This is a genomic window from Pseudomonas migulae NBRC 103157, from assembly GCF_002091715.1.
GTDB lineage: Bacteria > Pseudomonadota > Gammaproteobacteria > Pseudomonadales > Pseudomonadaceae > Aquipseudomonas > Aquipseudomonas migulae_A.
On sequence record NZ_BDAG01000048.1, the window covers coordinates 23,468 to 48,625 of the forward strand.

Annotated in this window: 23 protein-coding genes and 1 pseudogene; 13 read left to right on the plus strand and 11 right to left on the minus strand. The window is 58.8% G+C overall.

The annotated features are described in order from the left end of the window. Nucleotides 1-13 precede the first annotated feature (13 nt). The 4 genes from PMI01S_RS26830 to PMI01S_RS26845 all read left to right on the plus strand — a co-directional run bounded on the left by PMI01S_RS26830 (nt 14) and on the right by PMI01S_RS26845 (nt 4,256). On the plus strand, nt 14-1,303 hold the full coding sequence (locus tag PMI01S_RS26830) for an NAD(P)/FAD-dependent oxidoreductase (RefSeq protein WP_084323105.1): 1,290 nt from the start codon (nt 14-16) through the stop codon (nt 1,301-1,303). Nucleotides 1,304-1,329: 26 nt separating this feature from the next. Beyond that, a complete protein-coding gene (locus PMI01S_RS26835) occupies nt 1,330-1,884 on the plus strand; it encodes a helix-turn-helix domain-containing protein (RefSeq protein WP_084323106.1) in 555 nt (184 codons plus the stop codon). A 23-nt stretch (nt 1,885-1,907) separates the two neighbouring features. Further along, nucleotides 1,908-3,254: a glutamine synthetase family protein gene (locus tag PMI01S_RS26840; RefSeq protein WP_084323107.1), complete on the plus strand. Its 1,347-nt coding sequence runs from the start codon at nt 1,908-1,910 to the stop codon at nt 3,252-3,254. Between the two features lie 492 nt (nt 3,255-3,746). After that, nucleotides 3,747-4,256, plus strand: a complete 510-nt coding sequence (locus PMI01S_RS26845; protein WP_084323108.1) for a hypothetical protein — start codon at nt 3,747-3,749, stop codon at nt 4,254-4,256. A 178-nt stretch (nt 4,257-4,434) separates the two neighbouring features. On the opposite strand, the gene PMI01S_RS26850 is transcribed toward PMI01S_RS26845, so the two are convergent. After that, on the minus strand, nt 4,435-5,025 hold the full coding sequence (locus PMI01S_RS26850; protein ID WP_371850941.1) for a helix-turn-helix domain-containing protein: 591 nt from the start codon (nt 5,023-5,025) through the stop codon (nt 4,435-4,437). Between the two features lie 535 nt (nt 5,026-5,560). On the opposite strand from PMI01S_RS26850, the gene PMI01S_RS26855 reads away from it, so the two are divergent. The 3 genes from PMI01S_RS26855 (at nt 5,561) to PMI01S_RS26870 (ending at nt 8,561) form a co-directional block, all read left to right on the plus strand. Next, nucleotides 5,561-6,580, plus strand: coding sequence for an ABC transporter substrate-binding protein (locus tag PMI01S_RS26855; RefSeq protein WP_084323110.1), 1,020 nt, complete (start codon nt 5,561-5,563; stop codon nt 6,578-6,580). 200 nt (nt 6,581-6,780) lie between these two features. Further along, nucleotides 6,781-7,821, plus strand: coding sequence for a GGDEF domain-containing protein (locus tag PMI01S_RS26860; protein WP_235864420.1), 1,041 nt, complete (start codon nt 6,781-6,783; stop codon nt 7,819-7,821). A gap of 410 nt (nt 7,822-8,231) precedes the next feature. Beyond that, nucleotides 8,232-8,561: a hypothetical protein gene (locus tag PMI01S_RS26870; RefSeq protein ID WP_084323112.1), complete on the plus strand. Its 330-nt coding sequence runs from the start codon at nt 8,232-8,234 to the stop codon at nt 8,559-8,561. A gap of 9 nt (nt 8,562-8,570) precedes the next feature. On the opposite strand, the gene PMI01S_RS26875 is transcribed toward PMI01S_RS26870, so the two are convergent. After that, nucleotides 8,571-9,359 carry an alpha/beta hydrolase gene (locus PMI01S_RS26875; protein ID WP_084323113.1) on the minus strand — a complete coding sequence of 263 codons (789 nt, stop codon included), beginning with the start codon at nt 9,357-9,359 and terminating at the stop codon, nt 8,571-8,573. A 759-nt stretch (nt 9,360-10,118) separates the two neighbouring features. Here PMI01S_RS26875 and PMI01S_RS26880 point away from each other — a divergent pair. Continuing rightward, nucleotides 10,119-10,937 (plus strand): aldo/keto reductase, encoded by an 819-nt coding sequence (locus PMI01S_RS26880; protein WP_084323114.1) that lies wholly within the window; start codon nt 10,119-10,121, stop codon nt 10,935-10,937. A gap of 12 nt (nt 10,938-10,949) precedes the next feature. Here the strand turns inward: PMI01S_RS26880 and yghX are convergent, their stop codons facing one another. Then, a complete protein-coding gene (gene yghX / locus PMI01S_RS26885) occupies nt 10,950-11,837 on the minus strand; it encodes a YghX family hydrolase (RefSeq protein WP_084323115.1) in 888 nt (295 codons plus the stop codon). Nucleotides 11,838-12,024: 187 nt separating this feature from the next. Here yghX and PMI01S_RS26890 point away from each other — a divergent pair, with 187 nt between their 5' ends. The 3 genes from PMI01S_RS26890 to PMI01S_RS26900 all read left to right on the plus strand — a co-directional run bounded on the left by PMI01S_RS26890 (nt 12,025) and on the right by PMI01S_RS26900 (nt 16,398). Continuing rightward, nucleotides 12,025-14,565 (plus strand): pyocin-S2/colicin E7-DNase domain-containing protein, encoded by a 2,541-nt coding sequence (locus tag PMI01S_RS26890; RefSeq protein WP_084323116.1) that lies wholly within the window; start codon nt 12,025-12,027, stop codon nt 14,563-14,565. Nucleotides 14,566-14,567: 2 nt separating this feature from the next. After that, nucleotides 14,568-14,843, plus strand: a complete 276-nt coding sequence (locus PMI01S_RS26895) for a bacteriocin immunity protein (RefSeq protein ID WP_084323117.1) — start codon at nt 14,568-14,570, stop codon at nt 14,841-14,843. 82 nt (nt 14,844-14,925) lie between these two features. Further along, nucleotides 14,926-16,398, plus strand: coding sequence for a bacteriocin immunity protein (locus PMI01S_RS26900; protein ID WP_084323118.1), 1,473 nt, complete (start codon nt 14,926-14,928; stop codon nt 16,396-16,398). 22 nt (nt 16,399-16,420) lie between these two features. On the opposite strand, the gene PMI01S_RS26905 is transcribed toward PMI01S_RS26900, so the two are convergent. The 5 genes from PMI01S_RS26905 to PMI01S_RS26925 form a co-directional block, all read right to left on the minus strand. Next, nucleotides 16,421-16,822, minus strand: a complete 402-nt coding sequence (locus PMI01S_RS26905; protein WP_084323119.1) for a heme-binding protein — start codon at nt 16,820-16,822, stop codon at nt 16,421-16,423. Further along, nucleotides 16,819-18,060, minus strand: a complete 1,242-nt coding sequence (glcF, locus tag PMI01S_RS26910; RefSeq protein ID WP_084323120.1) for a glycolate oxidase subunit GlcF — start codon at nt 18,058-18,060, stop codon at nt 16,819-16,821. The genes PMI01S_RS26905 and glcF overlap by 4 nt, the downstream gene beginning before the upstream one ends. A 2-nt stretch (nt 18,061-18,062) precedes the next feature. Further along, nucleotides 18,063-19,127, minus strand: a complete 1,065-nt coding sequence (gene glcE / locus PMI01S_RS26915) for a glycolate oxidase subunit GlcE (protein WP_084323121.1) — start codon at nt 19,125-19,127, stop codon at nt 18,063-18,065. After that, nucleotides 19,127-20,626, minus strand: a complete 1,500-nt coding sequence (glcD, locus tag PMI01S_RS26920) for a glycolate oxidase subunit GlcD (RefSeq protein WP_084323122.1) — start codon at nt 20,624-20,626, stop codon at nt 19,127-19,129. Before glcD ends, glcE begins: the two co-directional genes overlap by 1 nt. 136 nt (nt 20,627-20,762) lie before the next feature. Further along, nucleotides 20,763-22,526, minus strand: a complete 1,764-nt coding sequence (locus PMI01S_RS26925) for an L-lactate permease (RefSeq protein WP_084323123.1) — start codon at nt 22,524-22,526, stop codon at nt 20,763-20,765. Between the two features lie 181 nt (nt 22,527-22,707). Between PMI01S_RS26925 and PMI01S_RS26930 the strand changes: the two genes are divergently transcribed. Continuing rightward, nucleotides 22,708-22,944, plus strand: a complete 237-nt coding sequence (locus PMI01S_RS26930; RefSeq protein WP_084323124.1) for a hypothetical protein — start codon at nt 22,708-22,710, stop codon at nt 22,942-22,944. A 105-nt stretch (nt 22,945-23,049) separates the two neighbouring features. On the opposite strand, the gene PMI01S_RS26935 is transcribed toward PMI01S_RS26930, so the two are convergent. Both PMI01S_RS26935 and mug read right to left on the minus strand, forming a co-directional pair. Next, on the minus strand, nt 23,050-23,478 hold the full coding sequence (locus PMI01S_RS26935; protein WP_084323125.1) for a nuclear transport factor 2 family protein: 429 nt from the start codon (nt 23,476-23,478) through the stop codon (nt 23,050-23,052). An 86-nt stretch (nt 23,479-23,564) separates the two neighbouring features. Further along, nucleotides 23,565-24,092 (minus strand): G/U mismatch-specific DNA glycosylase, encoded by a 528-nt coding sequence (mug, locus tag PMI01S_RS26940; RefSeq protein WP_084323126.1) that lies wholly within the window; start codon nt 24,090-24,092, stop codon nt 23,565-23,567. Nucleotides 24,093-24,141: 49 nt separating this feature from the next. Here mug and PMI01S_RS32145 point away from each other — a divergent pair. Next, nucleotides 24,142-24,264, plus strand: a pseudogene (locus PMI01S_RS32145) (LysR family transcriptional regulator); the annotation flags it as partial. Nucleotides 24,265-24,317: 53 nt separating this feature from the next. Here PMI01S_RS32145 and PMI01S_RS26945 read toward each other — a convergent pair. Next, complete coding sequence (locus PMI01S_RS26945) at nt 24,318-24,587, minus strand: DUF2790 domain-containing protein (protein WP_084323127.1); 270 nt, start codon at nt 24,585-24,587, stop codon at nt 24,318-24,320. Between the last annotated feature and the right edge of the window lie 571 nt (nt 24,588-25,158).

Consider the following 25,158-nt stretch of genomic DNA (forward strand, 5'->3'; position numbering starts at 1 on the left):
TCACGAGGCCCGCATGTTCCAGCAATCCACCCGGCACGTCGCCAGTTACTACGCCCACACTTGCGCAGATCTTCTGGTGGAGCGTGCCGCTGTGGAGGGCGAGCAGGACACCGACGTGTTGATCGTCGGCGCCGGCTTCAGTGGCTTGCACACAGCGTTGCGACTGGCCTTGGCCGGCAAGCGCGTGACCTTGCTGGAAGCCAGTCGGGTAGCGTGGGCGGCGTCGGGGCGCAATGGCGGTCAGGCCATTCTCGGTTGGTCGTGCGACATGCCGCCGCTGGAGGCTGCGCTGGGTTACGAACGTGCGCGGCAGTTGTGGGACGGCATGCGCTGGGCCGCGCAGGAACTGCGGGCATTGCCCGAACGCCACGGTTTCGATTGTGACTACCGGGCCGGTCACCTCTGGACGTCGGTGTTGCCGCGTCGGGTGAGTCTGCTGACCGAGTGGCAACACGAGGCCAGCCACAAGTGGGGCCACGACGGTTTACAGTTCATCCCGCGTGAGCAGTTGCCGCAATGGGTCGCCAGTGAACGCTATCAGGCCGGGCTGTTCGATCCGGAAGGCGCGCACCTCAATCCGCTGAAACTGGCGCTCGGCCTGGCCGCCGCCATCGAGCGCGCCGGCGGCAAAATTCATGAGCAAAGCAAGGCGCTGAACTATCGCGAAGAGGGTGGCCGGTACGTGGTCACCACTGAGCGCGGTCGTATTCGGGCCGATGTGCTGGTGCTGGCGTGCAACGCGTATCTGGATCGGCTTGATCCGCAGCTGTCGAGTTGTGTGTTGCCGGTCGGGACCTATCAGGTCGCCACCACGCCACTTCCGCCAGCGTTGGCCACTGCGCTGCTGCCGAGCAATGCCTGCGTCACCGACAATCAATTCGTACTCGATTATTTCCGTCGTACGCCGGACAACCGGTTGCTGTTTGGCGGTGGTTGCACCTATCTGGGTGGCATGCCGAAGGACATCGCCGCGGCGACCCGACCCTTTCTGCAACGGGTATTTCCGCAGCTCAAGGATGTAGAGCTGGAATTCGCCTGGGGCGGGCACATCGATCTCACCCTCAAGCGCACGCCGGATATCGGTCGCCGCGGCGATCTCTACTGGCTTCAGGGTTACTCCGGGCACGGCGTGCTGCCGACCCTGGCCGGGGCCCGCGCCGTGTCCGATGCGATACTGGGCCGGCCGGATGAGCTTGCCTTGTATCAAGGCCTGGTCAATGGCCGTTTCCCCGGCGGCAAGTACATGGCAGCCCCGCTGGAAGCCATCGGCAAGGCCTGGTATCGCTTACGCGACAGCCTTTGAATCGCACATTTTCTGGAAGCTTTCAGATGGACAGGCAAGAAGAAATCTCGGCGTTGGCGATCCTGATCCAGGACCTGCGCAAACACAAAAAATACACGCTCAAGGAACTGGCGGACAAAATCGGTCGCTCCGTCGGTTTTCTCTCGCAAGTCGAGCGTGGACTGTCGCGCCCGACGGTGGCGGACCTGACCGCCATCAGCGAAACCCTCGGCGTACCGACCACCTATTTCTACAGCCTGCCCAAACCCATGGCCTTGCCGTGGGTGACCCGGCCGGACGAGCGCCGCACGCTGTATTACGCCGACGGCATCACCGACATCCTGGTCTCGCCGAAAATGCGCGCCTCGTTCTCGATGCTCGAAAGCCGGCTCGAGCCCGGCGCCAGCAGCGGCGACCGGCACATGAGCGACAGCTCGGAGCAGGGCGGTTACGTGCTCGAAGGGCAGCTGACACTTTGGCTGGATGACGATCAACCGGTCACCCTCGGGGCCGGGGACAGCTTTCAGCTCGCCAGCCATACCCATTGCCGCTACGGCAATCTCTCCGATCAGCTCACCCGGGTGCTCTGGGTCTACACCTGATAAAAACAACAAGGAATCACATGATGGATGCTGTCTGCTCTGATCTGGTCGCTGAAGTTCGCGGGTTTCGTCAACGCTTCCCGGATGTGCGTTACGTGGACCTGATTTCCCTGGACATCCCCGGGCATTTCTACGGCAAGCGCTACCCGATCGAGATGCTCGAAAAAGTCGCCGCGGGCAGCGCGCTCAAGCTGCCGCAGAATTGCGTGTTGCTGGGCACCCAGGGTGGACTGTTCAAAATCGGCGACTACTGTTTCAACGACGGCGACCCGGATGCGCCGCGCCGTCTGGTGCCGGGCACGCTGAAAATCGTCAACTGGGAAAAACAGCCCTTGGGGCAAATGCTGATCACCTCCAGTGGCACTGAAAAACCGATCGTCTTCGAGCCGCGGGAAGTCTTGGCGCAGGTGCTGGAGCGCCTGGGTCGCAAAGGGATTTTTCCGGTGGTGGCCTTCGAACTGGAGTTCTATCTGTTCGATCGAGAGTTGCGCGACGGCTTGCCGCAATTCGCGCGGGATCCGCTGACTGAGGATGCCGATGATCAGCCGAACATGCACATCGAACGACTGTCGCGGTTTGCGCCGGTGCTCGATGAAATGGTCGAGACCGCGCGGGCGCAAGGCATCGACACCACGGTTATCACCGCCGAATTGGGCCCGGGCCAGTTCGAGATCAACTTCGGCCACCTCGATGACGGGCTGCGTGCCGCCGACTGGGCCGCCCTGTTTTGCCGCAGCACCCGCGGCGTTGCCATGAAGCACAACTACCGCGCCAGTTTCATGGCCAAACCTTACTTGCAACACCCCGGCAGCGGCATGCATGTGCATGTCAGTCTGTATGACGAGGCGGGCAACAACCTGCTGGCGGCCAACGGACAACGACCGCTGCGCCATGCGGTGGCCGGTTGCCTGGAACTGTTGCCGCATTGCATGCCGATCTTTGCGCCGAACCACAACGCAATGCGTCGCTTGAGTGGCACCGTGAATGTCGCGACACGCGCCAGTTGGGGTTTCGAAGATCGCGACGCGTGCTTGCGGGTACCGGAGTCGGACGCGAAAAACCTGCGGATCGAACATCGTCTCGCTGGCGCCGACGCCAACCCTTACTTGGTGCTGGCGGCGATTCTGGTGGGGCTGGAACAAGGACTGGAAGCCGGTCGTGAGCCGATCGCACCGCTCAACGAAGATCGTGGCAGTGGAATCGATTTCCCGCTGGAGATGTTGGAGGCTGTGCGTTCAATGCAAAACCATGCGCAATTGCGCGAGGGATTGGGTGCAGAGTTCGTGAATGTATATTGCGAAAACAAGCGTCAGGATCATTTGGCATTTCTGCAGGACATCAATGCCCGTGAATATCGCTGGTACTTGTAGTTGACCGCTTATCGTCACTCGACCATAAAAAAAGTGTGGATATTTAAGGGCTTAGAAAGTTTAGTAACCGGATGGTGAGTCAAAATATCTTGTTACACGGTGAAATATTCCGTAATATCCGCCCCGCGTTCACCACCACGGTTTATGCATTTTTAAATCCCGGGCGTCCATCAGCTGCCCGGGATTTTTTTTGCCTGAAATAAGCTGGGATTGAAAAATCGCTAAGTCAGTTAGAACGATTATTTCTTTCGGTTATTTAAATAGATCCTCTCTGCATATCCATCACGGCGAAAACGGCGTTGTGGTTTTCGTTATGTCTGCAATCAAATCCAGATTGTCGTCACAGCAGAAAAGCACGCTCTGTCCACCTCGCTAAAGCGGCTCCAGCATCAGATTCCGCTGTTCGATGGTCATCTTGTCGCCCCTGACCCAATCCTTAGAATCGGCGCCATCAGCTTCGTCCAACTATTCAATCCTTCAGGGAGCAACGCCATGATGAATGCCATGCAGATGCAAATGCCGATGAACGCCAACATGCCAATGATGCCGATGATGGGCATGCCGATGATGATGGCGACCATGACCTGCGAAATGATGGACGACGGCATGATGTGCAAGATGATGCCCGCCGCTGGCATGGACATGGCCATGTTCAAGAACAGCGCTGAAATGATGCAGATGATGATGAACTGCGGCATGCCGATGATGATGCATTGCGGCAACATGAGCATGATGTGCATGTCCCAGGCAGCCATGGCCATGCCGATGATGAACATGATGATGCCAATGCCGATGATGGGCATGCCGATGCCGTCGATGAAGTGCGTGATGGAATGCACCATGATGGCCGACTGCATGATGTGCAAAATCATGCCGATGGCCGGCATGAACATGGACATGATGAAAAACTGCTGCGCCCTGATGATGAAAATGATGAACGATTGCAGCATGCCGATGATGATGAGCTGCAACGGCATGCCGCTGATGTGCTGCACCTGCTGATTTCTGACAGCGCAAAAAAAGCCCCCGCGGTCATTTGGCCTCGGGGGCTTTTTTATTGGCTTAAACGCAGATCAAAATGTGGGGGCGGGCTTGCTCGCGAATACGGTTTTACATTCAGCATTGATGTTGGCTGACACGCGCCTTCGCGAGCAAGCCCGCTCCCTCATCAGGTTGTCGTTCAGTCCAGGCGCTCTGGGTAAGTCACCACCAGATACGCCACTGCTTCACTGTCCGCCGGGTTGCGATAGCGGTGGGGCTGGTCGGCGTAAAACAGAATCGAATCGCCCGTTGAAAGCAGGTAACGTTCATCGTTGACGCTGATTTCCAGCACGCCCTGTGACACCACCAGATTCTCCTGCACACCAGGGCCGTGACCCTCGGATACGTCCTCACCCAACGGACTCAAGCGCAGTTCGTAAAACTCCGATTGGCGCGCCACGTCAAATGGAAACAGCGCCCGGCTGACGAAAGCACCGCTGGCACTGACCAGGCGTTTGCTCTGGCTCGCCGACAACACCGCCACACCTTCGAACGCCCGATGTTCCAGAAACGCGGCCACCGACACCTTCAATCCTTTGGCAATTTTGCACAGCACTTTGATCGACGGCACGCTGCGCCCGGACTCGATCTGCGCCAGCATCGCCCGACTCACACCGCATTGCCGCGCCAGGGCGTCGAGGGACAGATGACGCTTGCCCCGCAAACGCTGAAGGTTTTGCGCGACCCGCTCGCAGATCGGATCCTCCTCCAGCGACTCCAGAGCATTCAGGTCCAGCACGGGGTCGTCGGCGCTCGCCAGAAAGCGCGAGGGTTCACGGCTGTTCACGCCTGACGGGTTCCTGTGGAATCAGCAGGCTGCACCCAGTGAAAGGCCTGTAAACCGGCGTTCCGAGCGTACATCTCCCACATGGCCCGCGCCCGTTGCTGAGCCTGTTTGCGTTTGTGGTGGCTGACGAAATCGATAACGTTGGCAGTCGGATTCATAGGGCACTTCACTGTCGTGATGAATGACGGGATGGCTTGAGACTACGTGGATATTTTTATAACGATAAATACTGATTTTGTATTTATTAATGCATTTTGGTTATTTTGATTTCTTCGTCAAAAAGCATGGCGACAGGCGAGTGGATTCGGCTGCACGTACAGGGATCAGAGAAAAGCAGAAGCGACGCAAAGGTTTAAGCTAATTCTAAAAAGATATTTATATGTGATTTTTAAGATCGTTTAGCTTTAACTCTCAGCGGAGCGCTGCACTTGGGTGTCGCGCTTTTTTTTTTGTAAGGCTCACTCACAGCGAGATCTTCATGGCGATTCCCCACAAGCGCTCAGCGTTGACCTTATTGGCAGCCTCGGTAGCAGCCGTCAGTGCGTTACTCAGTCCCGGTGCGCAGGCTGAAGGCAAGATCAGCATTGCCCAGCAATTCGGTATCGGTTACCTGATTCTGGATGTGGTTCGCGACCAGCAACTCATCGAGAAACACGGCAAAGAACAGGGCCTGGACATCAAGGTCGACTGGAACAGCATCTCCGGCGCCACTGCGATGAATGAAGCGCTGTTGGCCGGCGCGCTGGATGTGGTCTCGGCAGGCGTGCCGCCGATGCTGACTATCTGGGATCGAACCAAGGGCAAGCAGAACGTCAAGGCCATCGCCTCGCTGGGTTCGATGCCCAACTACCTGCTGACCAACAATCCGAACGTGAAGAGCCTGAAGGATTTCACCGAGAAGGATCGCATTGCCGTGCCAGCGGCCGGGGTAGGATTCCAGTCGCGCACCTTGCAGATCGAAACGGCCAGGCAGTTTGGCAATGAGCACTACAAGAAATTCGACGACATCTCGATCAGCCTGGCCCACCCGGATGCGACGGCCGCGCTGATTGCCGGTGGTTCTGAAATCAACTCGCACTTTTCCAGCCCGCCTTTCCAGTACCAGGAACTGCAGAATCCCAATGTGCACAAGGTGCTGAGTTCCTATGACGTGTTGGGTGGCCAGGCGACATTCAACGTGCTGTACACCACGGAAAAATTCCACGACGAAAACCCGAAGACCTACAAGGCGTTTTACGACGCCCTCGCCGAAGCCGAAAAAATCATCAAGGCCGACAAGTCTGCAGCCGCCCAGACCTACATCCGCGTCGAGCAATCGAAATTGTCCCTGCCGCTGGTTGAGCAAATCGTCAACGACCCCGAAATCAACTTCACGGTGGTGCCGCAGCGCACGGCGGTCTACGCCGAAAAACTGCAGGAACTGGGGGTACTGAAAAACAAGGCGGCCACCTGGAAGGACTACTTCTTCGAAGAAGCGCACGGTGGTGCGGGTAGCTGAGTAACCCCTGTAGGAGCGAGCTTGCTCTTGATGGTGTATCAGTCACATCGGGGGGCTGACACACCATCGTCGGAACGCCGCCGGGAGCAAGCTCGGCTCCTGCAGGGCGGGTGTTAAACATTGGGATGGCCGTTTGCCACGCGTCTGGTTATGCTCGCAACGTTTTGAATGTGCCAATCATTAACAACCACAGTGATGTCATGAGCCAAATAGAGACGCGTGCGACTGCCCTGGCGCTGTATCCGGAAGATTCCCGCGAGGCTGCGGCGCTGCTCAAACAAGCCATTCCGCTGATGGTTCGTCACAACATCCCGCCCAATCCGGTGCATTACGCGCTCTGGTACACCTACAGCAAAGGCCTGGACCCCGAGCTCAACCGTCAGCTGGACCGGGTGGTCAAGGACTTTGATTATTTCCCGCCAGAGTCCGCCACCCGGTTGTTTCGCGACTACATCATTCGCGACGAGCTGGCGGAGGCCCGCGCCGGGCAGCAACAGGCAATCAATCTGGTGGATGACATGCAGCGCGACGTTTCGCGCAGCGTCGAGGGCAATCTCAACTTTCAAAGCAGTCTGGGACGTTGCCTGGAGATGCTCGAGTTGCCTGCCAGCGAGCGTTTGCCGGATATTTTGAGCGAGCTGCAACAGAGCACCCAGCTCATGCAGAATCAGCAGGAACGCTTTCTCTCCCAGCTGCACTCGGCCCAGAACGAGATCAAAAGCCTGCGCAGCAAACTTGAACGCGCACAACTGGCGGCGACGCTCGATGGCCTCACCGAGCTGCTCAACCGCAGCGCCTTCACCCGTTTGCTGGAGCAGGCGCTGAGCAATACCGACCAAGGCGTGGCGCTGGTCATGCTGGATATCGATCACTTCAAGCAATTCAATGACCAATACGGCCACCCGTTGGGTGATCGTGTCCTGCAACATGTCGGGCAAGTACTGCGCAGTTCGCTGCCACCCCACGCCACGGCGGCGCGTTACGGTGGCGAGGAGTTCTGCGTCATTCTGGAACACTGCGCCGACCTGGCGAGTGCCGGGGTTTTTGCCGAGCAATTGCGGGTGAAAATCCAGTCATTGCGGATCAAGGCACGTGTCGACGGCAAAGTACTCGATACGATCACGGCGTCCTTTGGTGTGGCCTTCGCGCAATCCGGTGAGAGCCTGGACAGCCTGGTGACCCGCGCCGATGACGCGCTCTACCAGGCCAAGCGCAATGGGCGTAACCGGGTGCATCGCTAAACGCTAAAACGCATTGCTAGCCGGCTCCTACAAATTCGGGTGCGCCGCAAAACCCTTGTAGGAGCCGGCTTGCTGGCGATGGGCCCCCTGCATCAACGCCAGAATCCGTTCCCTTACTGTTCAGCAGTATCTTCCAAATCGACATTGCCAAACCCAGGCAGTAGCGCGGAATCGGTCTCGCCACGGACACGCCAGTCGCTCAGCGTTTTAGCATAGATGCCGGCCGCCAGCAGGCGCTCGACCAGCGCTCGGTCGGACTATGGTTCCGTCAATCGCAGGATCAGGTGCATGCCACCGGGCTGGGGATCGATACGAATGCGATCGCCGCGATCAAGGCATTTTGCTGGCCCCGAAGCCCGAAAGTTACAGACAGAATCACTTCAATTTCAGGTGGTTAGGGCTGGCTTTAAATGCGCAATGTATGGATCGCACTGATTTCGTTGGGCCTGGCAGGTGTCGCCGTGTCGGCCCAGTCCAAAGAGCTTCAAAACAATGACCGGTATATGTGCAGCTGGGGCGCGGGCACGGCAGCAAGAGCCCAGGAACTCAAACTGGCGGGCGTTTCGCTGTACGCCGCTCGCCAGAAATTACAGACCTACAAGTTCAGCAAGCCGTGGATGCGCATGACGGCGATGGGTATTACCGAGCAAACCTACGACAGCCCGTCGCGGATCAAACCCGCGGCACTGCGGCAGAGCTTCTATGAAGATTGCGTGCGCTTTAAGTTGGCGCGCAAATGATCGAGTGAGTTACAGCCCGTCTTCCATCAGCTTCAGGTATTGGGGACTGTCGGAGATCGAATTGTGTCCCACGCCCGGAATAACTTTCAGAGTGGCCACACCTTTGGCGAAATGTTCGTAGAGTTGTTCAGTGCTTGAGCGTGGGATGACTTCGTCCTGTTCGGCCGCCAGCAGCAGCGTCGGTATCGTGATATGCGCGGCGTATTTCCACGATTCGAACTTGTCCTGCAGCAGCCATTTCACCGGGAAAATCGGGTATTGGCGGACGGCGAGATCCTCAAGGCTGTTGTAGGGCGTGATCAGGATCAGCCGCGCGGCCGGGCGCTGGCTGGCGAGGCGCACGGCGACACCGGAACCGAGGCTGCGACCCACCACTGCAATGTGCGGGTGGGTGTCGTAGACCTTGTCGAACAAGGTCATGGCATCGCGTGAAATCGCCTCTTCGGAAGGTGAGCCGGTGCTGCCGCCAAAACCCCGGTAGTGCAGCAAGTAGAGGGCGTGGTCGGGGAACGCCTGGGAGAATTCCGGCAGGTTTAGCGAAACGTCCTCGGCGTTGCCGCCAAAATAGATCAATGCATTAGGCCCGGCGTGCGGTCTGACGGTGACCTGCAGCTGTGCGTCTGCCATTGTCAGCGTGAGCAGTGTTTCGGGTGTGTTGAGCGCGGCGGGTTGCGGGAAGTAGATCAGGGCGCGCTGGAACACGAACAGCACGACGCACAGCGTCAGGTACAGCGCGGCGACGATGACGACGATATACATCAGGGGGCGGGACATTCGGTTGGCGTGAGTGGGTGGCATTGCCTGCTCTGGGCTTGACGACTGCGACGGCTTGATCGCTTTCAGAGTGTAGTTGAACGACAACGGTGTGCGCCGGCGCTGGTGTTTAATTCTGTTCACTCCAGAACGTGTTCGCGGCCTGGACTGGCGGTAGTTCGCGCAACCCCTGTAGGAGCTGGCTTGCTAGCGATGGATGCCCAGACATCGCGTTCCTTCAGACCGCACGCGTCATCGTTAACGACCATCGCTGGCAAGCCAGCTCCCACAGGGGTAATGCGCACACTTGAAGAGCCAGGTCGGCCCGAAGGCCGCCTCGCGGAGCGCGGGTATGCTGAGCCACAGCGAGCCACCGAAAGAAAGGGGCAAAATCGCTTGGTTACTTGGCGCTTTCTCCAAGTGACCCGCTGTAAGAGCGGAACCACCAGTAGCCATCGCCGAAGCAGCGGATATTCACCCAACCGATCGCTGCCGCACACCAGCCCTTGCCACCTTGTTGTATCCCAAGCCAGGACGAACTGCCGCCGACAGCTATTCTGTTGTAGCCAGCAGAAGTCTGGTGGCGCCGCTGATCGTGCCGTTTGCCGGACTGAAGGGCGGGTTATGAGTGTGGCTGGCCGCAACAGGCAAACAGCAAAGCAGTGGAAGGACGAAACCATGAGCCACACTGATGGATACACGCGTCGACAAATACTCACGCTGGCTGCCGGTGCTTCGGCGGTGCTCACTTTCGATCCGGCCTTTGCAGCCACCGCGCCGTCGAAGGCAATAGGAGGCAAGAACATGCTGACCCGCGCCATTCCTTCCAGCAACGAGCCACTGCCCATGGTCGGCGTGGGCACCTATCGCGGCTTTGATGTCGCGCCTGCCGACCCGGCCTATAAAAACCTGTCCGCCGTCCTCAGCGCGTTGTTCGAAAAGGGCGGGACGGTGATCGACAGTTCGCCCATGTATGGCCGCGCCGAGCAGACCACCGGCGAACTGCTGTCTATCCACAAGCCGCGCTCACCGGCGTTTCTGGCGACCAAGGTGTGGACCCGTGGTCGCGAAGAAGGCATCGCGCAGATGGAGCAGTCGTTCAAACTGCTGCAGACCGACCGGATCGACCTGATGCAGATTCACAACCTGCTGGACTGGAAAACCCATTTGCCCACGTTGCGCAAATGGAAGGAAGAAGGGCGCATTCGCTACATCGGCATCACCCATTACACCGCGTCGGCGTATGACGAAGTGGAAGCAGTGCTGAAAGCCGAGCCACTGGATTTCTTGCAGATCAACTATGCGCTGGACGATCGCGGCGTCGAGAAACGCATCCTGCCGCTGTGTCGCGAACGCGGCGTGGCAGTGATCTGCAACCGGCCATTCGGTGGTGGTGATCTGCTCGCCCGCTTGAAGGGCAAGCCGCTGCCAGGTTGGGCGTCGCAAGTCGGTGTCACCAGTTGGGCGCAACTGGCGCTCAAGTATTTGCTGGCACATTCGGCGGTGACTTGCGTCATCCCTGGCACCGGCAACCCGCGCTACATGGCGGAAAACGCCGGTGCCGGGTTCGGTCCGATGCTGACGGGGGCGCAGCGCGAGCAGTTGATCGATGTGGTGGGGTAGGCGGCTTCTTCGCTAGACCAGGTAACGCCGAAACCAGCCCAGCGTCCTCTCCCAGGCCAGTGTTGCCGCGGCGTCATCGTATCGAGGCGTGGAGTCGTTATGGAAACCGTGATTGGCGCCGGGATAGATATAGGCTTCATACGTTTTGCCCGCCGCTTTCAAAGCCGTCTCATAGGCGGGCCATCCTTCGTTGATGCGCGTGTCCAGTTCCCCATAATGAAGCATCAGCGGTGCCTTGATTCGAGGGGCATCCTTGGCCTCTGCCTGTCGGCCATAAAATGACACGGCGGCGCCCAGCTCCGGATAGGCCACTGCTGCGGCATTGACTACGCCACCGCCGTAGCAGAAGCCGGTGATGCCGACTTTTCCGCTGCTCGCATCGTGTTTCATCAGCCACTCGATGGCGGCGAAAAAATCATTCATGAGCTTTTCAGGGTCAACGGTCGCCTGCAGCTCCCGACCTTTGTCATCGTTGCCGGGATAGCCGCCCACCGAGGTCAGTCCATCGGGGGCGAGCGCGATGAAACCGGCCTTGGCCAACCGCCGTGCGACATCCTCGATGTACGGGTTGAGCCCGCGATTTTCATGCACGACCACCACGGCCGCTACCTTGCCGGTGGCGTTGGCCGGACGCACCAAATAACCGCGAACCGACCCGTTGCCTTTGGGGGAAGGGTAGGTGACGTACTCGGCGATGATGTCCGGGTCGGTGAATTTCACCTGCTCGGCCAGCGCATAGTCGGGGCTCAGCGCGGTAAGCAAGGCACTGGCCGTCAAACCGCCGAGGGTGAACAACGCCGCGCGGTCCAGGAATTCGCGCCGGTTGATCTTGCCGTGGGCGTAGTAGTCGTAGAGCTCGAGCAGTTGCGGGGCAAAGTCTTTCGCAGTGAGACGGGTCATCGGTGCGCTTCCTCTTTGACGTTGATGGACCCCTGTCAGTTAAGCGCATGAGCAGGGTTTATGTGGGTTCGCGACTCAGCCATGCAGAAAGCTTCCATCTCCGAAATAAATCCCTCGCGATACATATGTACCGCACCTCGCCATTCCCCCATCGACAAGCTGTGCCCTACAGACAAGGAGAGACTGTATGGCACAACGATTCAACGATGGCACGTCAGGAGACGTCGTCATCAGGTCCGGCCCGCCTGCTTCTGGCGGCTGGGGTGGTGGTAGTGGCGGTGGCGGAGGTAATCGCGTTGGGGCTTCCGGCAATTTTGGGGGCGTCAGTTCAAAGACCAAAGCGCTCAGGAAAGCCGCCAACAAGGCACGCGAAGAAAAGGCTGCGAAAGACAAGGCCGATGCGGTTGCACGAGCTCAGGAGCAAGCCCGCATCCAATCGCGACAGCAACTGCTCGGTGTACTGACCCAACGTCACAGCACCTTCAGAACCGAACTCGACCGAAGCTTTACAGCCAGGGCCGAACAACTCACGCAATCACTTGAACACGAAATTTCTGGCGCCAAACGCCACCATGACAGTCAGTCCAGCGAACGCTGGCAGCTCTATCTCATCACTAAAGACAAGAACGAAATCGATGGGCTGATCGCCCGGAAAACCGTAGCGCTCAACGACAAAAACGCGATTGCCGCAGCATTCGACGGACACGATCCAATCACGCGCACCGCCGATGATTACCTGACCCGACTTGGGCAGTTCGGCGATGCACTCATGAGTGGCCATCAGCTTTGGGAGGCCGCTTACAACGCGGCTCATGAAGCCCGGTTGTTGTCGGCGCAACTCGATGCGCTCCACGACAAATCCAACGTGCTGGCTGCTCATCATGCCGAGCAGAGCATCGTCTGGCGTGAGCGGGAGGCTCTCTGGGAACGCCATCGGCAACACGCCGAGCAGCGAGACGCGCGCGTCCGGTTCAAGCAGCAGGTTGATGAGGATGCTCGCCTCGAACGGGTGAGGCAGGCCAACACCTTTCAATTACCTGCCACATCGTCAGCGCTATCTGCCGGGGTATTGCCCAGCCACGGTGGTGAATGGGTCGATGCGCGAAATCTGGTAACCGCAGTAACGCGTGCGGCCATCGTCGTAGGCAGCGTCTTGAGCACGGTCACGCGTCCGCAAGCTGCGTTGTTAATGGCGGGAGTGCTTTATCCGACTCGTGAACTGGGCAATGGCGAGTTGACCCCTGAGCAACGACATCGGTTATTTGAGGCTGTCGCAGTCCCGGCTCACGCTCTGGAGCTTCATGACCCTCAAGAGGTGCGGGTCGCTGCTGACGCAGGCAGTTCGGTGGAGGTGGAATACCGGCTCAAACCTGTTGCGACACCGCAAGGAACCGCGATCGTTGTCACCGCAACGGGTGGCGATATCGATTCTCGCGTCCCGGTCGTGAATGCCGTGCTCGACCCGCAGACAGGCATCTACACCGCCGAGGTTCCTGGATCACCGGCCAGGTATGTGCAGTTCACTCCAGACGCCACGCTTCAAGCGACCTTGGCCAGCGAGACTCGTCTGACTGTCACCGAACCGCAGATTCAGGACATCCCGCCGGGCGTTGATTGGCGCATCCAGGATTGCATCGTCTGCGTGCCTGGCCTTCCACCGACTTACCTGTCCTTCAACGTTCCACCCATAGGCACAGGTGTAGTAACCGGAGCCGGTCAAGCAGCGACGACTGATTGGTGGAAAGGCGTCAGCCAAACAGCCGGCGCAGCGATACCGAGCCAAATTGGCGATCAGTTCCGGGGCAGGGAGTTCAAGTCGTTCGGGGCGTTCGATGAGGCGTTGTGGCGAGCGCTCGGTGAACACTCGTCGCTCACAAATCGACTCGATGAGGTGAACAAAAAACGTGTCGAACAAGGCTTCGCCCCGTACGCGCCGAAAAGCGCATGGGTGGGTGAAAACCGCGAGTTCGAATTGCGGTATCAGGAGCGGCCCGAGTTCTGGGCCGATCCGTTCAACCTCGACAAAATCAGCATCAAAACACCGCAAAGTGCCGAAGGGTGGTTGGGCATCGTACCGGCGGTTGTTCCCTGGCCGATTCCGCCAGTTGGCACCTGGACACCGTTGGCGCCGCCGGGTAGCGAGCATCTTGGCTCAACGACATCGCCCATCCCATCCATCCCGCCAGTGGTTTATCCCGGCAACCCGGCCATCCCGGTCCTACCGCAAAACGAGACATTTCCGGCGGTTGATGAAGGGGAGATGGGGGCGAGTATTCCCGGGTTTCCGGGGGATATGGAATTGCCATCGTCGGATGTGCTGTTCCGAGACCGACGTGATGACCCAGGCATTGCTACAGGCTGGGGATCAGACGTTTCGGAGGTTTGGCTTGGAGACGATGCGAGGGGTGAGGGAGCACCGGTGCCATGGGAAATTGCAGAACAGTTGCGGTGGAAGGAGTTTCGTAATTTTCATGAGTTCAGGCGGGCGTTCTGGAAGGCGGTGGCCGCGGATCCTGAGCTGAGAACACAATTCAGTGCTAGAAATCTGAGGTTTATGCAAAAGGGGTTGGCGCCTTACCCGAGTGCAAATGACCAGTACGGAGGTCGAGTAAAATTCGAGCTTCATCATCAATTGGAGATTGCACAGGGAGGAGCGGTTTACGACATGGAAAATATTGTCGTGATGACGCCGAGACGGCATGTTCTGGTACATAAAGGAGGTAATTGATTATGAAAAACACTACACGTCTCGAAGATTACACAGAGTCTGAGTTTCTGGAGTTCCTGAGAGAACTTTTTTATGGAGGGGAGGGTTTAACCTCGGAAGAGTTTGATAAATTTTCAATTGAACGCGTGGAGCATTTTGAGGTGGTCTCCGAACATCCAGACCGTTCCGACGTCATCTTCTACCCAAAGGAAGGTCAGGAAGACAGCCCCGAAGGCATCCTGAAAGAAGTCAAGGAATGGCGCGCAGCCAATAACAAACCGGGATTCAAACCAGAATAACTTGCCGTATCAGATTCGCACCTGCTCATAGAAGTGAGCAGGTGTGCTGTCTCATCGTGCGAAAGAACAAGGAAGAACCAAGATGGAACTTAAAAATACACTCAAGGATTACACCGCTCTGGAATTCCAGGCACTGGTCAACAAAATCTGGGCCGTTGATCTGCCGAAACAGGCCCATGACCAACTGATCGACCATTTCGACCGGATCGTTGGTCATCCCCAAGGGGCAGATTTGCTGTTCTACCCTACGGACAAGTCCAACCCCAACAGCCCGCAAGCCGTTGTCCACCACGTCAGGACATGGCATCACCAACAAGGTATGCCGGCATTCAAATGCGAGGACATTCCTGTTACCAAACCAGCGGTTGCGCCGCTAAGCCCTTTGGCCAGGAGCCTGGCCGAGGTCGAAAAAATCGCGGCGGATGTAGCGGTCTCTGGACAGGTTGTTGAAGAGGCTTTCGGCCATTTCGAACTACAGATAAGCCACCTTGAAAGCCAAAAGAACACCCGTCTGGACATCCCCCATCAGGAAGCCGGCATACGCACTCTGGAAGTTGCCCAGCATGAAGCACTGATGGCCGTCAGAAAGTATGAGTTCTGGAAAATGAGAGTGGCGTTTGTCCAAAGCGGCGCTCAGCGCAACCTGACTTATGCGCAATCCGGGCAAGCGCAATGGCAGAGCCTTGTGCAGCAGATCAACGCCATTCACGATCGCTACCTCTCACGGCTGGCAAGCATTACTCAACGACATCGCACTCTGCATGATGAAGCGGAAGCATTGCTGATAGTGGCGCATCAACAGTTGATTGATTCGCGCAGTACGACACAAACGGTGCACACGATCAGTGCTTCGCTCGATTCTGCCGATAAACGTCCCGATCTTTTATTGCCTGGCGGTTCGCCGGTGCTGCTGGCGTCTCAGCAGGCGGATCTGCTTAAAGCGATACGCTCGACGGTTGCCGAGTTTTCCTGGCAGAACACCTCAAGCGAACCGGACACAGAGAACCAGCGTGCCGCCGTTTTGAGCTTCGCTTTTTCCAGTCGGGCAGACACTCAGTTGTTCGGAGTCAGCGTACCGTTGTCCGAGCTTCTGCCCATCGAAGGGCAGGATTGGCAACACCTCGCCGCGAACCAGGCCGAGGTCAATGTGCCTTTTCGCATGAGCACCGCGGCAGTCCCCGCCAACCCCGGCAAAATGTTCCAGGGTTTGCGCGAGATCAAAACGTTGTCGCAGGTTTACGTCACGGCTTGCAGCGGCTGTCGTTCGATCTCTGGCGTCAGGGTCAGAGCCGCGACGCAGGATCAGCATCGGAACCGTTTCAGTTTTACTCCTGAGGGTTCTTCTGGAGTCGCTGTCCACTGGGCCAGGCCAATTTCCGTTGTAAGCGATCCAGTGGCTACACCGATCCAACAGCGTCGTGTGGGATTTGTTCAGTCCGCGCGAGCACCGATCATTGAGGCCAATGCCGGGCAGGCGCATGACCGGTTTGACGACTACATCCTAGTGTTCCCGGTCGAGTCGGGGCTCGACCCGCTTTACATCGTTTTCAACTGACGCGGAGCGGGGGAAAGGATCATCAAGGCAAACACTGCGCCCCAACCCTCGCCACTTGCGCATCGTGCTCGGCTTTTACGCCAGACACCCCGACCGCGCCGACCACCTGACCATCGACGATGATCGGCACGCCGCCTTCAAGGGACGTCAGCAGCGGCGCCGACAAAAACGAATAGCGCCCACCGTTGACCATCTCTTCATAACCTTTGGATTCACGCCGCCCGAGGGCCGAGGTGCGGGCTTTTTCGGTGGCGATGTAGGCGCCGATGGGTGCGCAGCCGTCGAGGCGTTCGAGGGCGAGGGGATGGCCGCCGTCGTCGACGACCACGATGGTCACGGCCCATTGGTTGTTCTGCGCCTCGGTGCGTGCGGCCGCGAGGATCTGGCTGACTTCGACCTGGCTCAGGATGGCTTTGCTCTTCATGGGGTTTCTCCGGGGATCGTTGAGGGCAGCGCGGCTTCGACCAGTTCGATCCAGTGCCGGACCGGGGTTCTGCCGGCACCGTCAAGGTGCGACTGACAGCCGATATTGGCCGTGACAATGACGTCGGGATGGCCGCTTTCCAGCGCGTTCAGTTTGTTGTCGCGCAGTTGCCGGGACAGTTCGGGTTGGGTGATCGAATAGGTGCCCGCCGAACCGCAACACAAGTGGCTGTCGGGCACGGCCGTGAGGTTGAAACCGAGGCGAATCAGCATTGCTTCCACCGCGCCGCCGAGTTTTTGCGCATGCTGCAAGGTGCAGGGGCAATGGAAGGCCAGACGCTGGTCGCTGTGGACGCCGAGGGTTTCCAGCGGTTCGTCGCCTAACACTTCCACCAGATCCCTGGCCAGCGCGCTGACCCTTTTTGCCTTTTCGGCGTAGGCCGGATCGCGCTCGAGCAGATGGCCATAGTCCTTGATGAAGGCGCCACAGCCACTGGCGGTTTGCACGATGGCTTCGGCGCCGTTCTCGATACTCGGCCACCAGGCATCGATGTTGCGCCGGGCGCGGTCGAGTCCGGCAGCCTGCGCGTCGAGGTGATAATCCACGGCACCGCAGCAACCCGCCTCACTGGACGAGATGACACTGATGCCCAGTCGATCCAGCACTCGCGCAGCCGCTGCATTGGTGTTCGGCGACAGGCTCGGCTGCACGCAGCCTTCGAGCATCAGCACCTGGCGGGCGTGGCGGGCGACGGGGCGAGGCCTGGAGGGATAAACGCGACGAGGCAACTTGGCCTGCAAGGCGTTGGGCAGCAGCGCCTGAAACACCTGACCGCTGCTGACCAGTGCCTTGAACAGTCCCGGGTTGGGTACGACGCGGCGCAAACCTTCACGCAACAGGCGCTGGTCGATGGAGCGCGGCACCGCTGCGTCGACCACCGCGCGGCCAATGTCCAGCAAGTTGTGATAATCGACACCAGAGGGGCAGGTGGTTTCGCAATTGCGGCAGGACAGGCAACGGTCCAGATGCTGCTGGGTTTTCTGGGTGACCTCGTTGCCTTCCAGCACCTGTTTGATCAGGTAAATGCGGCCCCGTGGTCCATCGAGTTCATCGCCCAGCAATTGATAAGTCGGGCATGTGGCGTTGCAGAATCCACAGTGCACACAGGTGCGCAGGATGCTTTCGGCTTCTTCGGCGCGGGGCAGATGTCGGGCGGTGTCGCTCAGGGTCGTCTGCATGGTCAAAGCTCCGCGTACAGGCGTGCGGGGTTGAAGATGCCCCGTGGATCGAGTTGCTGCTTCAGGCTGCGGTGATAGCGCATCAACGCGTCAGGCAGCGGTTGGAACGGGCTGTCGATCAGGCCATGGCTGTAGCAGGTGACGTGGCCGCCAACCTCTTCGACGACCTTGCGAATGAACGCCGCTTCAGCGTCGGACTTGAGCCAGCGCTGGGCACCGCCCCAGTCGATCAATTGCCGGCCGGGCAGGGACAACCAAACGGTGTTATGCGGCACAGACAAGCGCCAAAGCGGCTGATCCTCGTCGAAGAAACTCAGTCGCTGTTCGTTGAGATCCGTCCAGTAAGCGCTGTCCAACAACTCGCCACCCAACCGGTCATGGGCCGCCGTCACCGAGCCTTCACCACCTTCCAACCGCAGGTGCAGGCGCTGCCCGTCGTGGCACGCGGCGCTGATCGGCAGCGGTTGCTGGCCCCATTCCGCGAGGCGCAACAAGGCACGTTCGCTGTCCATTTCCAGGCTGATGCTCAGGCACTGACGTGGTTTGGGCAGCACCTTGAGCGAGACTTCCGTGATCACGCCAAGGGAGCCGAAGCTGCCAGCCATCAGACGCGAAAGGTCGTAGCCGGCGACGTTCTTCATCACTTCGCCACCGAAGCGCAAGTGTTTGCCATGCCCGGTGATGACGCGCGTGCCTAGGACAAAGTCGCGAACCGAGCCAGACCATGGGCGGCGTGGCCCCGACAGTCCGCAGGCGATCATCCCGCCGACGGTGGCGTCGTCACCGAAGGAGGGCGGTTCGCAGGGCAGCATCTGCTGCGCATCATCCAGCACCTCCTTCAGCTCTGACAACGGCGTACCGCAGCGCGCGGTGATCACCAGTTCGGTCGGATCATAGCTGACGATGCCACGGTGCGAGCGTGTATCGAGGACTTCCCCCGCAACAATGCGTCCCAGAAACGCCTTGCTGTTGGAGCCCTGAATGCGCAGCGGCGTGGCGTTTTCCAGTGCCTGGTTGACCTGCTCCAGCAGCACGGCGCTGTCATCGATATCCCATTCACTGTGCATCAGAAACGCTCCAGCTCAGGGAAGGGCAGTTGACCCATGTGCACGTGCATGGCACCAAACTCTGCGCAGCGGTGCAGGGTCGGAATGTTCTTGCCCGGATTGAGCAAACCACTCGGATCGAACGCGGCTTTGACGGCATGGAACACGGTCAGCTCGTCGCTGTTGAACTGCGCGCACATCTGATTGATTTTCTCGCGGCCCACACCGTGTTCTCCGGTAATGCTGCCGCCGACCTTCACGCATAACTCGAGGATCTTGCCGCCCAGGTTTTCGGCGCGGTCGAGCTCGCCCGGTTGATTGGCGTCGAACAGAATCAGCGGGTGCATGTTGCCGTCACCCGCGTGAAAAACGTTGGCGACGCGCAGGTCATACTCGGCGGACAGCGCCGCAATCGCACGCAGCACACCAGGCAATTCGCGGCGCGGGATGGTGCCGTCCATGCAGTAGTAATCGGGAGAAAGGCGACCCACTGCCGGGAAGGCATTCTTGCGCCCGGCCCAGAAACGCACGCGTTCTGCTTCATCCTTGGCCTGACGCACTTCGGTGGCACCCGCGTTTTCCAGCACCTGGCGCACACGGTCGCAGTCGTCGTGGACATCGGCTTCGACCCCGTCGAGTTCGCACAGCAGGATGGCTTCGGCGTCCACCGGATAACCGGCGTGGATAAAGTCTTCGGCGGCACGAATCGCCAGGTTGTCCATCATTTCCAGGCCACCGGGAATGATGCCGGCGGCGATGATGTCCCCGACCGCGCGACCGGCCTTTTCGACGGCATCGAACGCGGCCAGCAGCACCTTCGCGGTCTGTGGTTTGGGCAGCAGTTTGACCGTGACTTCGGTGATCACCCCGAGCATGCCTTCGGAACCGGTGAACAGCGCCAGCAGGTCGAAGCCGGGCGAGTCGAGGGCGTCGGAGCCCAACGTCAGGTGTTCGCCATCGACTGTCAGAATGTCGACTTTAAGCAGGTTGTGCACGGTCAGGCCGTATTTCAGGCAATGCACGCCGCCAGCGTTTTCAGCGACATTGCCGCCGATGGAACAGGCAATTTGCGAAGAAGGGTCCGGCGCGTAGTACAGGCCGAACAGCGCGGCCGCCTGGGAAATCGCCAGGTTGCGCACGCCTGGCTGGACCCTTGCCGTGCGGGCGGCAGGGTCGATGTGCAGGATGTTGTTGAAACGCGCCATTACCAGCAGCACGCCTTTTTCCAGCGGCAATGCGCCGCCGGACAAACCGGTGCCGGCGCCACGGGCGACCACCGGGACGTGCAATTCATGACAGAGTCGAAGCACGCCTTGGACCTCGTCGAGGTGGCGCGGCAGCACCACCAGCAGGGGCGTGGTGCGATAGGCCGAGAGTCCGTCGCATTCGTACGGCTTGAGTTCTTCCTGCTGACTCAGTACTTCCAGCTTCGGCAAGCGGGTTTGCAGGGCTCGCAGCAAGGCGGCTTTGTCGATGTCCGGCAGCACACCATCAACGCGTTCATCGTAGAGAATGTTCATAGTCGTTTTACGATACTCCGTTCGTGTATGGCCGGGCAGCGGTCTGTTTATTTGAGCCTTAGGTGTATATCCGTTTCTGCGGTAACGGCGGCTATTGGTTCCGCCGTTACCCAAGAAACGGATATGCCCACTTAGCTCAATGCCCACCCACAACCATCTGCGTAAACGGCGACACATACGCCTGCAACGTCACCAACCCACCCACCAGAATCGCCAGAATGACGGAATGGAAGAACACATAACGCAGAATTTCCCCTTCATGGCCATACCAGCGCGTGGCGGTGGAAGCCACCACGATCGACTGAGCGTCAACCATCTTGCCCATGACCCCACCGGAACTGTTGGCCGCCGCCATCAACACCGGGCTCAGACCGAGTTGCTCGGCAGTCACTTTCTGCAAGCCGCCGAACAGCACGTTGGACGCCGTGTCCGAACCCGTCAGCGCCACGCCGAGCCAGCCGAGCAGGGTGCCGAACATGGGATAGAAAATCCCCGTCGCCGCGAACGCCAGACCCATGGTGGCATCCAGCCCCGAATAGCGGGTGAGGAAGCCGAGCGCGAGCATCGCCACAATGGTAATCAGCGAGTAACGCACAACCCAGATGGTTCGCAGGTACTGCTTGATCAATTGCGGGATGGAATAGCCCATCAACAAGCCGCCTAAGATCGCCGCCAACAAGATGCCGCTGCCAGTGCTGGTCAGCCAGGTGAACTTGTAGACCGCATCCTCGGTTTTAGGCGCAGGCACCACCGGCGGGACTTTTTCGATTTGCTGGTGGATCGTGCCGAAGGTGACGACCGGGGCAAAGATCGGGTTCGCTTCGCGCAGCGGTTTGCCTTGGGGATCGAGCTTGGCCGAGTTCGTGACCGGATCAATCGCCGGGCGGGTATCGAACAGGTTCTTGAAGCCCTGGGTGCCCCAGGCGAAAACGAACACTGTGAGGATGATCCACGGCATCCAGGCGCGCATGACAGCAGGCTTGGTGTCGCTGGCGAAAGTCGCGCTGGCGACGGGTTTTTCATCATGCTCTTCGGCTATTTTGGAGTTGTCGACGCGCCCGGACAGCGCGGCGGAGGTGTGCACTGTCGCGGGTTTCCACACCCTGAGAAAACCGGTCAGGCAGGCCATGGAAATCAGCGCGGCGATCACGTCCACCAGCATCGGCCCGTGGTAGTTGGACACCAGGAACTGCGGCACTGCGAAGCTAACCCCAGCGACCAGAATGGCCGGCCAGATTTCCAGCATCTTGCGCCAGCCGGCGAAGGCCCAGATCAACCAGAACGGCACGATCACCGAGAAAAACGGCAATTGCCGGCCGACCATCATCGACAGCTCCATCTCATCCAGGCCGGTGACCTTGGCCAGCGTAATGATCGGCGTACCCAGCGCGCCGAACGCCACGGGTGCGGTGTTGGCGATCAATGCCAGGCCGGACGCGGCCAGCGGCGAGAAGCCCAGACCGATCAGAATCGCCCCGGTCACCGCCACCGGCGTACCGAACCCGGCAGCCCCTTCGAAAAAGGCGCCGAAGCAGAAGGCAATCAGCAACAATTGCAGGCGACGATCGTCGGTAATGCGCGCCAGCGAGTCCTGCAACACTTTGAACGAGCCGTTCTCGGTGGTCAGTCGGTGCAGGAAGATGATGTTGAGCACAATCCAGCCAATCGGCAGCAAGCCGTTGGCGGCGCCATAAAGAGCGGCCGAGCCTGCCATGTTCGCCGGCATGCCGAAGGCGAAAATCGCGATGACCAGGGCCGAGGCGAGGGCGAGCAATGCCGCCAGATGTGCTTTGATGTGGAAGAACGCCAGGGCTGCCAGCATCACCACGACCGGCACTGCTGCCATGATGGTTGAAATGACCGGGTTGCCGAACGGATCGTAGATTTGCTGCCAGACCATGTTCCACCTCTGCTTTTTATTGTTGGGAGTGCAGACCCCGAGGGGGCGGTGGCTTGTAGTATAGGTGGCATTGCGCCGCTGTCTTGCACCCTTGTACACCAGGCCTTTCAGCGGTTTTTTGAACTAAAAATATGGACTGCGGTACGCGTTGACCGACTTAACTACCCGGAGGAACGCAACAATGACTGAACGCCATTTGCTCCACACGGAAACGCTGTCGAACGGATGCAGCATCAAGGTCAAGGCCGAGATCCTGCGGGACGGTTCGTTGGGTATGTTTATCGGTGTCTACCGACCTGATGGCACGGCCGTTGAGGAGAACGATCATCCCGCGCTGCATTTTCTCGACATGGAAGCGGCGATGGAGTGGGGGATCGAGAAAGCCAAGCGCATCGGCAACGGGCAGAGGACGTTGTAGGGGATCGACCTTGAAGTCGAGGTGTGGCCATCGCCAGCAAGCCGGCTCCTACAGGTTTTGCGCTGCCCCTGTAGGAGCCGGCTTGCTGGCGATGCCTTTAATTCTTCAGGCCTTGCTGGCCGCCAGATAAGCACCGAGACGGCGACCCATTTCTTCGCCCAGGGCCTGCAAGCCGCTCAGCGGACGGACCATGACCTCGAATTCAACGATTTTGCCTTGCTCGTCGAAGCGGATCATGTCGATGCCCTTGAGCTCTTTTCCGCCGACCTTGGCGCTGAATTCGAGAACGACATTCAAGCCGTCCGCAGTCGCCAACTCGCGGTGGTAGGTGAACTCTTCAAAGACGTTGAACACCGTGGTCAGAATCATCGTGACCACCTTGGCGCCCGGGTACGGAGTGTGTGCCATCGGTGAGCGGAACACCGCGTTCGGGTCCAGCAGGGCGGGCAGGGCTTGCAGGTCAGCTTCGCGGATCATTGCGTGCCACTGGGCCAAGGATGCTGCCGCGTTGGGGTGCAGTTTCAGCTCGGACATATTCAACTCCTGTTTTGTTGTTGTTCTGAAAGCATTGCCAATGACTGTATCGCAATGGATCTGAAACGCTGCTTATGGCGGAGTATTCAAGCGGTCGATGGCTGACCCGCTTTGGTCGCCAGATAGAGTTGGCGGTAAGCGGCAATCAACTGTTCCTGGGTGAAGGCGAGATTCCGACCGCTCGGATTGGGCAGCACCCACACTGCGGCATTGCCAAACGTGGTTGTTTGCAGGCCCCAGGCAATGTCTCGCTGGCGGGATAACGCGCAATACGCCGCTTTACCGAGAAACGCTACGAAGCGTGGCGCATGGCGTTCGATTTTCTGTTCGGAACTCGCCGCGGCGACGGTGAATTCATCCATCGATAGTTGATCCGCCCGCGCCGTCGGCCGATCCACCACGGCGGTCAAGCCACACTCATACTGCAAAATCTGCCGGTCGTTTTCCGGGCGTACTTCCTGCGGTGTAAAACCGGCAAGATGCAGCGTGCGCCAGAAGCGATTGCCCCTGCCAGCAAAGTGATGCCCCTGGGCCGCGGCCATCACACCCGGATTGATCCCGCAAAAAATCACCGCCAAGTGCTCGGCCAGAATGTCTTCGAGTCCTTCACTCACGTTTAAAACCACAACCGCACATCACGTTGATTGCGTTGCGTGCCAGCCGATCTACCCGTCACGCAAGTTCGTGGACGCAAAAATAAAGACATGGGTGGAGTTTCTGAAGGATTACCTACCGGTGCTGTTGGCATCCGATGAAGAAATTGCCGGTTCAGCCGCAGGACGATAATGCAGGGGGGGCGGCAGGCATGGAGTGTCGACCCCCCATCGTACGCACGGTCCTCAACCGTTCGAACAGCCGGTTCCCATCACCTGGTACTGAAGGATACGGCGTTGACCCTTCGAGTCTTCATAGGTCATTTGCTTCGGCACTGGCGAGCACTCGTCTCCCGTATCCGTCACGGTAATGATTTTCTGGATATCGAGTTTCATGCCGTAAGAGTAACTTTCAACCGGAATCTGGCTGGCCGCATTAGTGGGAGTTTCATCCGAGTAGGCCTGAGCGGCTACACCGGCAAATGCCAGAAACATCGCGATTTTTAAAGCTTTCATGGTGTTCACCTTCGCATCGAGTTTCGGTGGGTCCCGGTGAGTCAGTGGCTGCTTGAATCGTATGTTCACCGGGTGAAGTCGATGCTAGGAGTTTAGTCTTTCCTCAAATAGCGGTCCGCTGGACAAACACTGTTGCCAGATTGCGCAGGTATGCGGGGAATGCGGCTTTGGGGTGGTTATTTTCTTTGCTTCCTGCGGGGCTTCGTTGCGGATCAAATCGATCTAAAAATGCCGTTTCGCATTGCTGACGGTGGGCTACCATTGAACATGTAGGTGAAGACGCAGACTGATGCGCAAGCGGATGGCAAGGACACGTGGGGCGCGTTCCGAAGGGTACACGGTTAGAAAGATCTCCGCGCTGAGATCCAGCCCTTATGCCGTGTGAAGCAGAAGAGCACAAAACTGTTCTGTGAGAGTCCTGATAAACCTTGTAAGCCGGAGACCAGCACCGGCCACCTACTCGAATCCCAAAGCCCGCCTTGTGCGGGCTTTGTCGTTTTCGCTGTCATCTATCGCACTACACAATCCTTCGGGAACCTACGGTAGGAACCCCTGTAGGAGCTGGCTTGAT

Bases quoted from the DNA above. Each gene is read 5' to 3' on its own strand.
- PMI01S_RS26890 (WP_084323116.1), top strand. From the start codon at position 12,025: ATGGCACAACGATTCAACGATGGCACGTCAGGAGACGTCGTCATCAGG.
- PMI01S_RS26830 (WP_084323105.1), top strand. From the start codon at position 14: ATGTTCCAGCAATCCACCCGGCACGTCGCCAGTTACTACGCCCACACT.
- PMI01S_RS26880 (WP_084323114.1), top strand. From the start codon at position 10,119: ATGCTGACCCGCGCCATTCCTTCCAGCAACGAGCCACTGCCCATGGTC.
- glcD (WP_084323122.1), bottom strand. From the start codon at position 20,626: ATGAACATTCTCTACGATGAACGCGTTGATGGTGTGCTGCCGGACATC.
- PMI01S_RS26875 (WP_084323113.1), bottom strand. From the start codon at position 9,359: ATGCCACCCACTCACGCCAACCGAATGTCCCGCCCCCTGATGTATATC.
- PMI01S_RS26845 (WP_084323108.1), top strand. From the start codon at position 3,747: ATGATGAATGCCATGCAGATGCAAATGCCGATGAACGCCAACATGCCA.
- PMI01S_RS26870 (WP_084323112.1), top strand. From the start codon at position 8,232: ATGCGCAATGTATGGATCGCACTGATTTCGTTGGGCCTGGCAGGTGTC.
- PMI01S_RS26895 (WP_084323117.1), top strand. From the start codon at position 14,568: ATGAAAAACACTACACGTCTCGAAGATTACACAGAGTCTGAGTTTCTG.
- PMI01S_RS26855 (WP_084323110.1), top strand. From the start codon at position 5,561: ATGGCGATTCCCCACAAGCGCTCAGCGTTGACCTTATTGGCAGCCTCG.
- PMI01S_RS26840 (WP_084323107.1), top strand. From the start codon at position 1,908: ATGGATGCTGTCTGCTCTGATCTGGTCGCTGAAGTTCGCGGGTTTCGT.
- glcF (WP_084323120.1), bottom strand. From the start codon at position 18,060: ATGCAGACGACCCTGAGCGACACCGCCCGACATCTGCCCCGCGCCGAA.
- PMI01S_RS26835 (WP_084323106.1), top strand. From the start codon at position 1,330: ATGGACAGGCAAGAAGAAATCTCGGCGTTGGCGATCCTGATCCAGGAC.
- PMI01S_RS26905 (WP_084323119.1), bottom strand. From the start codon at position 16,822: ATGAAGAGCAAAGCCATCCTGAGCCAGGTCGAAGTCAGCCAGATCCTC.
- PMI01S_RS26930 (WP_084323124.1), top strand. From the start codon at position 22,708: ATGACTGAACGCCATTTGCTCCACACGGAAACGCTGTCGAACGGATGC.
- PMI01S_RS26935 (WP_084323125.1), bottom strand. From the start codon at position 23,478: ATGTCCGAGCTGAAACTGCACCCCAACGCGGCAGCATCCTTGGCCCAG.
- PMI01S_RS26925 (WP_084323123.1), bottom strand. From the start codon at position 22,526: ATGGTCTGGCAGCAAATCTACGATCCGTTCGGCAACCCGGTCATTTCA.
- PMI01S_RS26860 (WP_235864420.1), top strand. From the start codon at position 6,781: ATGAGCCAAATAGAGACGCGTGCGACTGCCCTGGCGCTGTATCCGGAA.
- PMI01S_RS26900 (WP_084323118.1), top strand. From the start codon at position 14,926: ATGGAACTTAAAAATACACTCAAGGATTACACCGCTCTGGAATTCCAG.
- glcE (WP_084323121.1), bottom strand. From the start codon at position 19,127: ATGCACAGTGAATGGGATATCGATGACAGCGCCGTGCTGCTGGAGCAG.
- PMI01S_RS26945 (WP_084323127.1), bottom strand. From the start codon at position 24,587: ATGAAAGCTTTAAAAATCGCGATGTTTCTGGCATTTGCCGGTGTAGCC.
- yghX (WP_084323115.1), bottom strand. From the start codon at position 11,837: ATGACCCGTCTCACTGCGAAAGACTTTGCCCCGCAACTGCTCGAGCTC.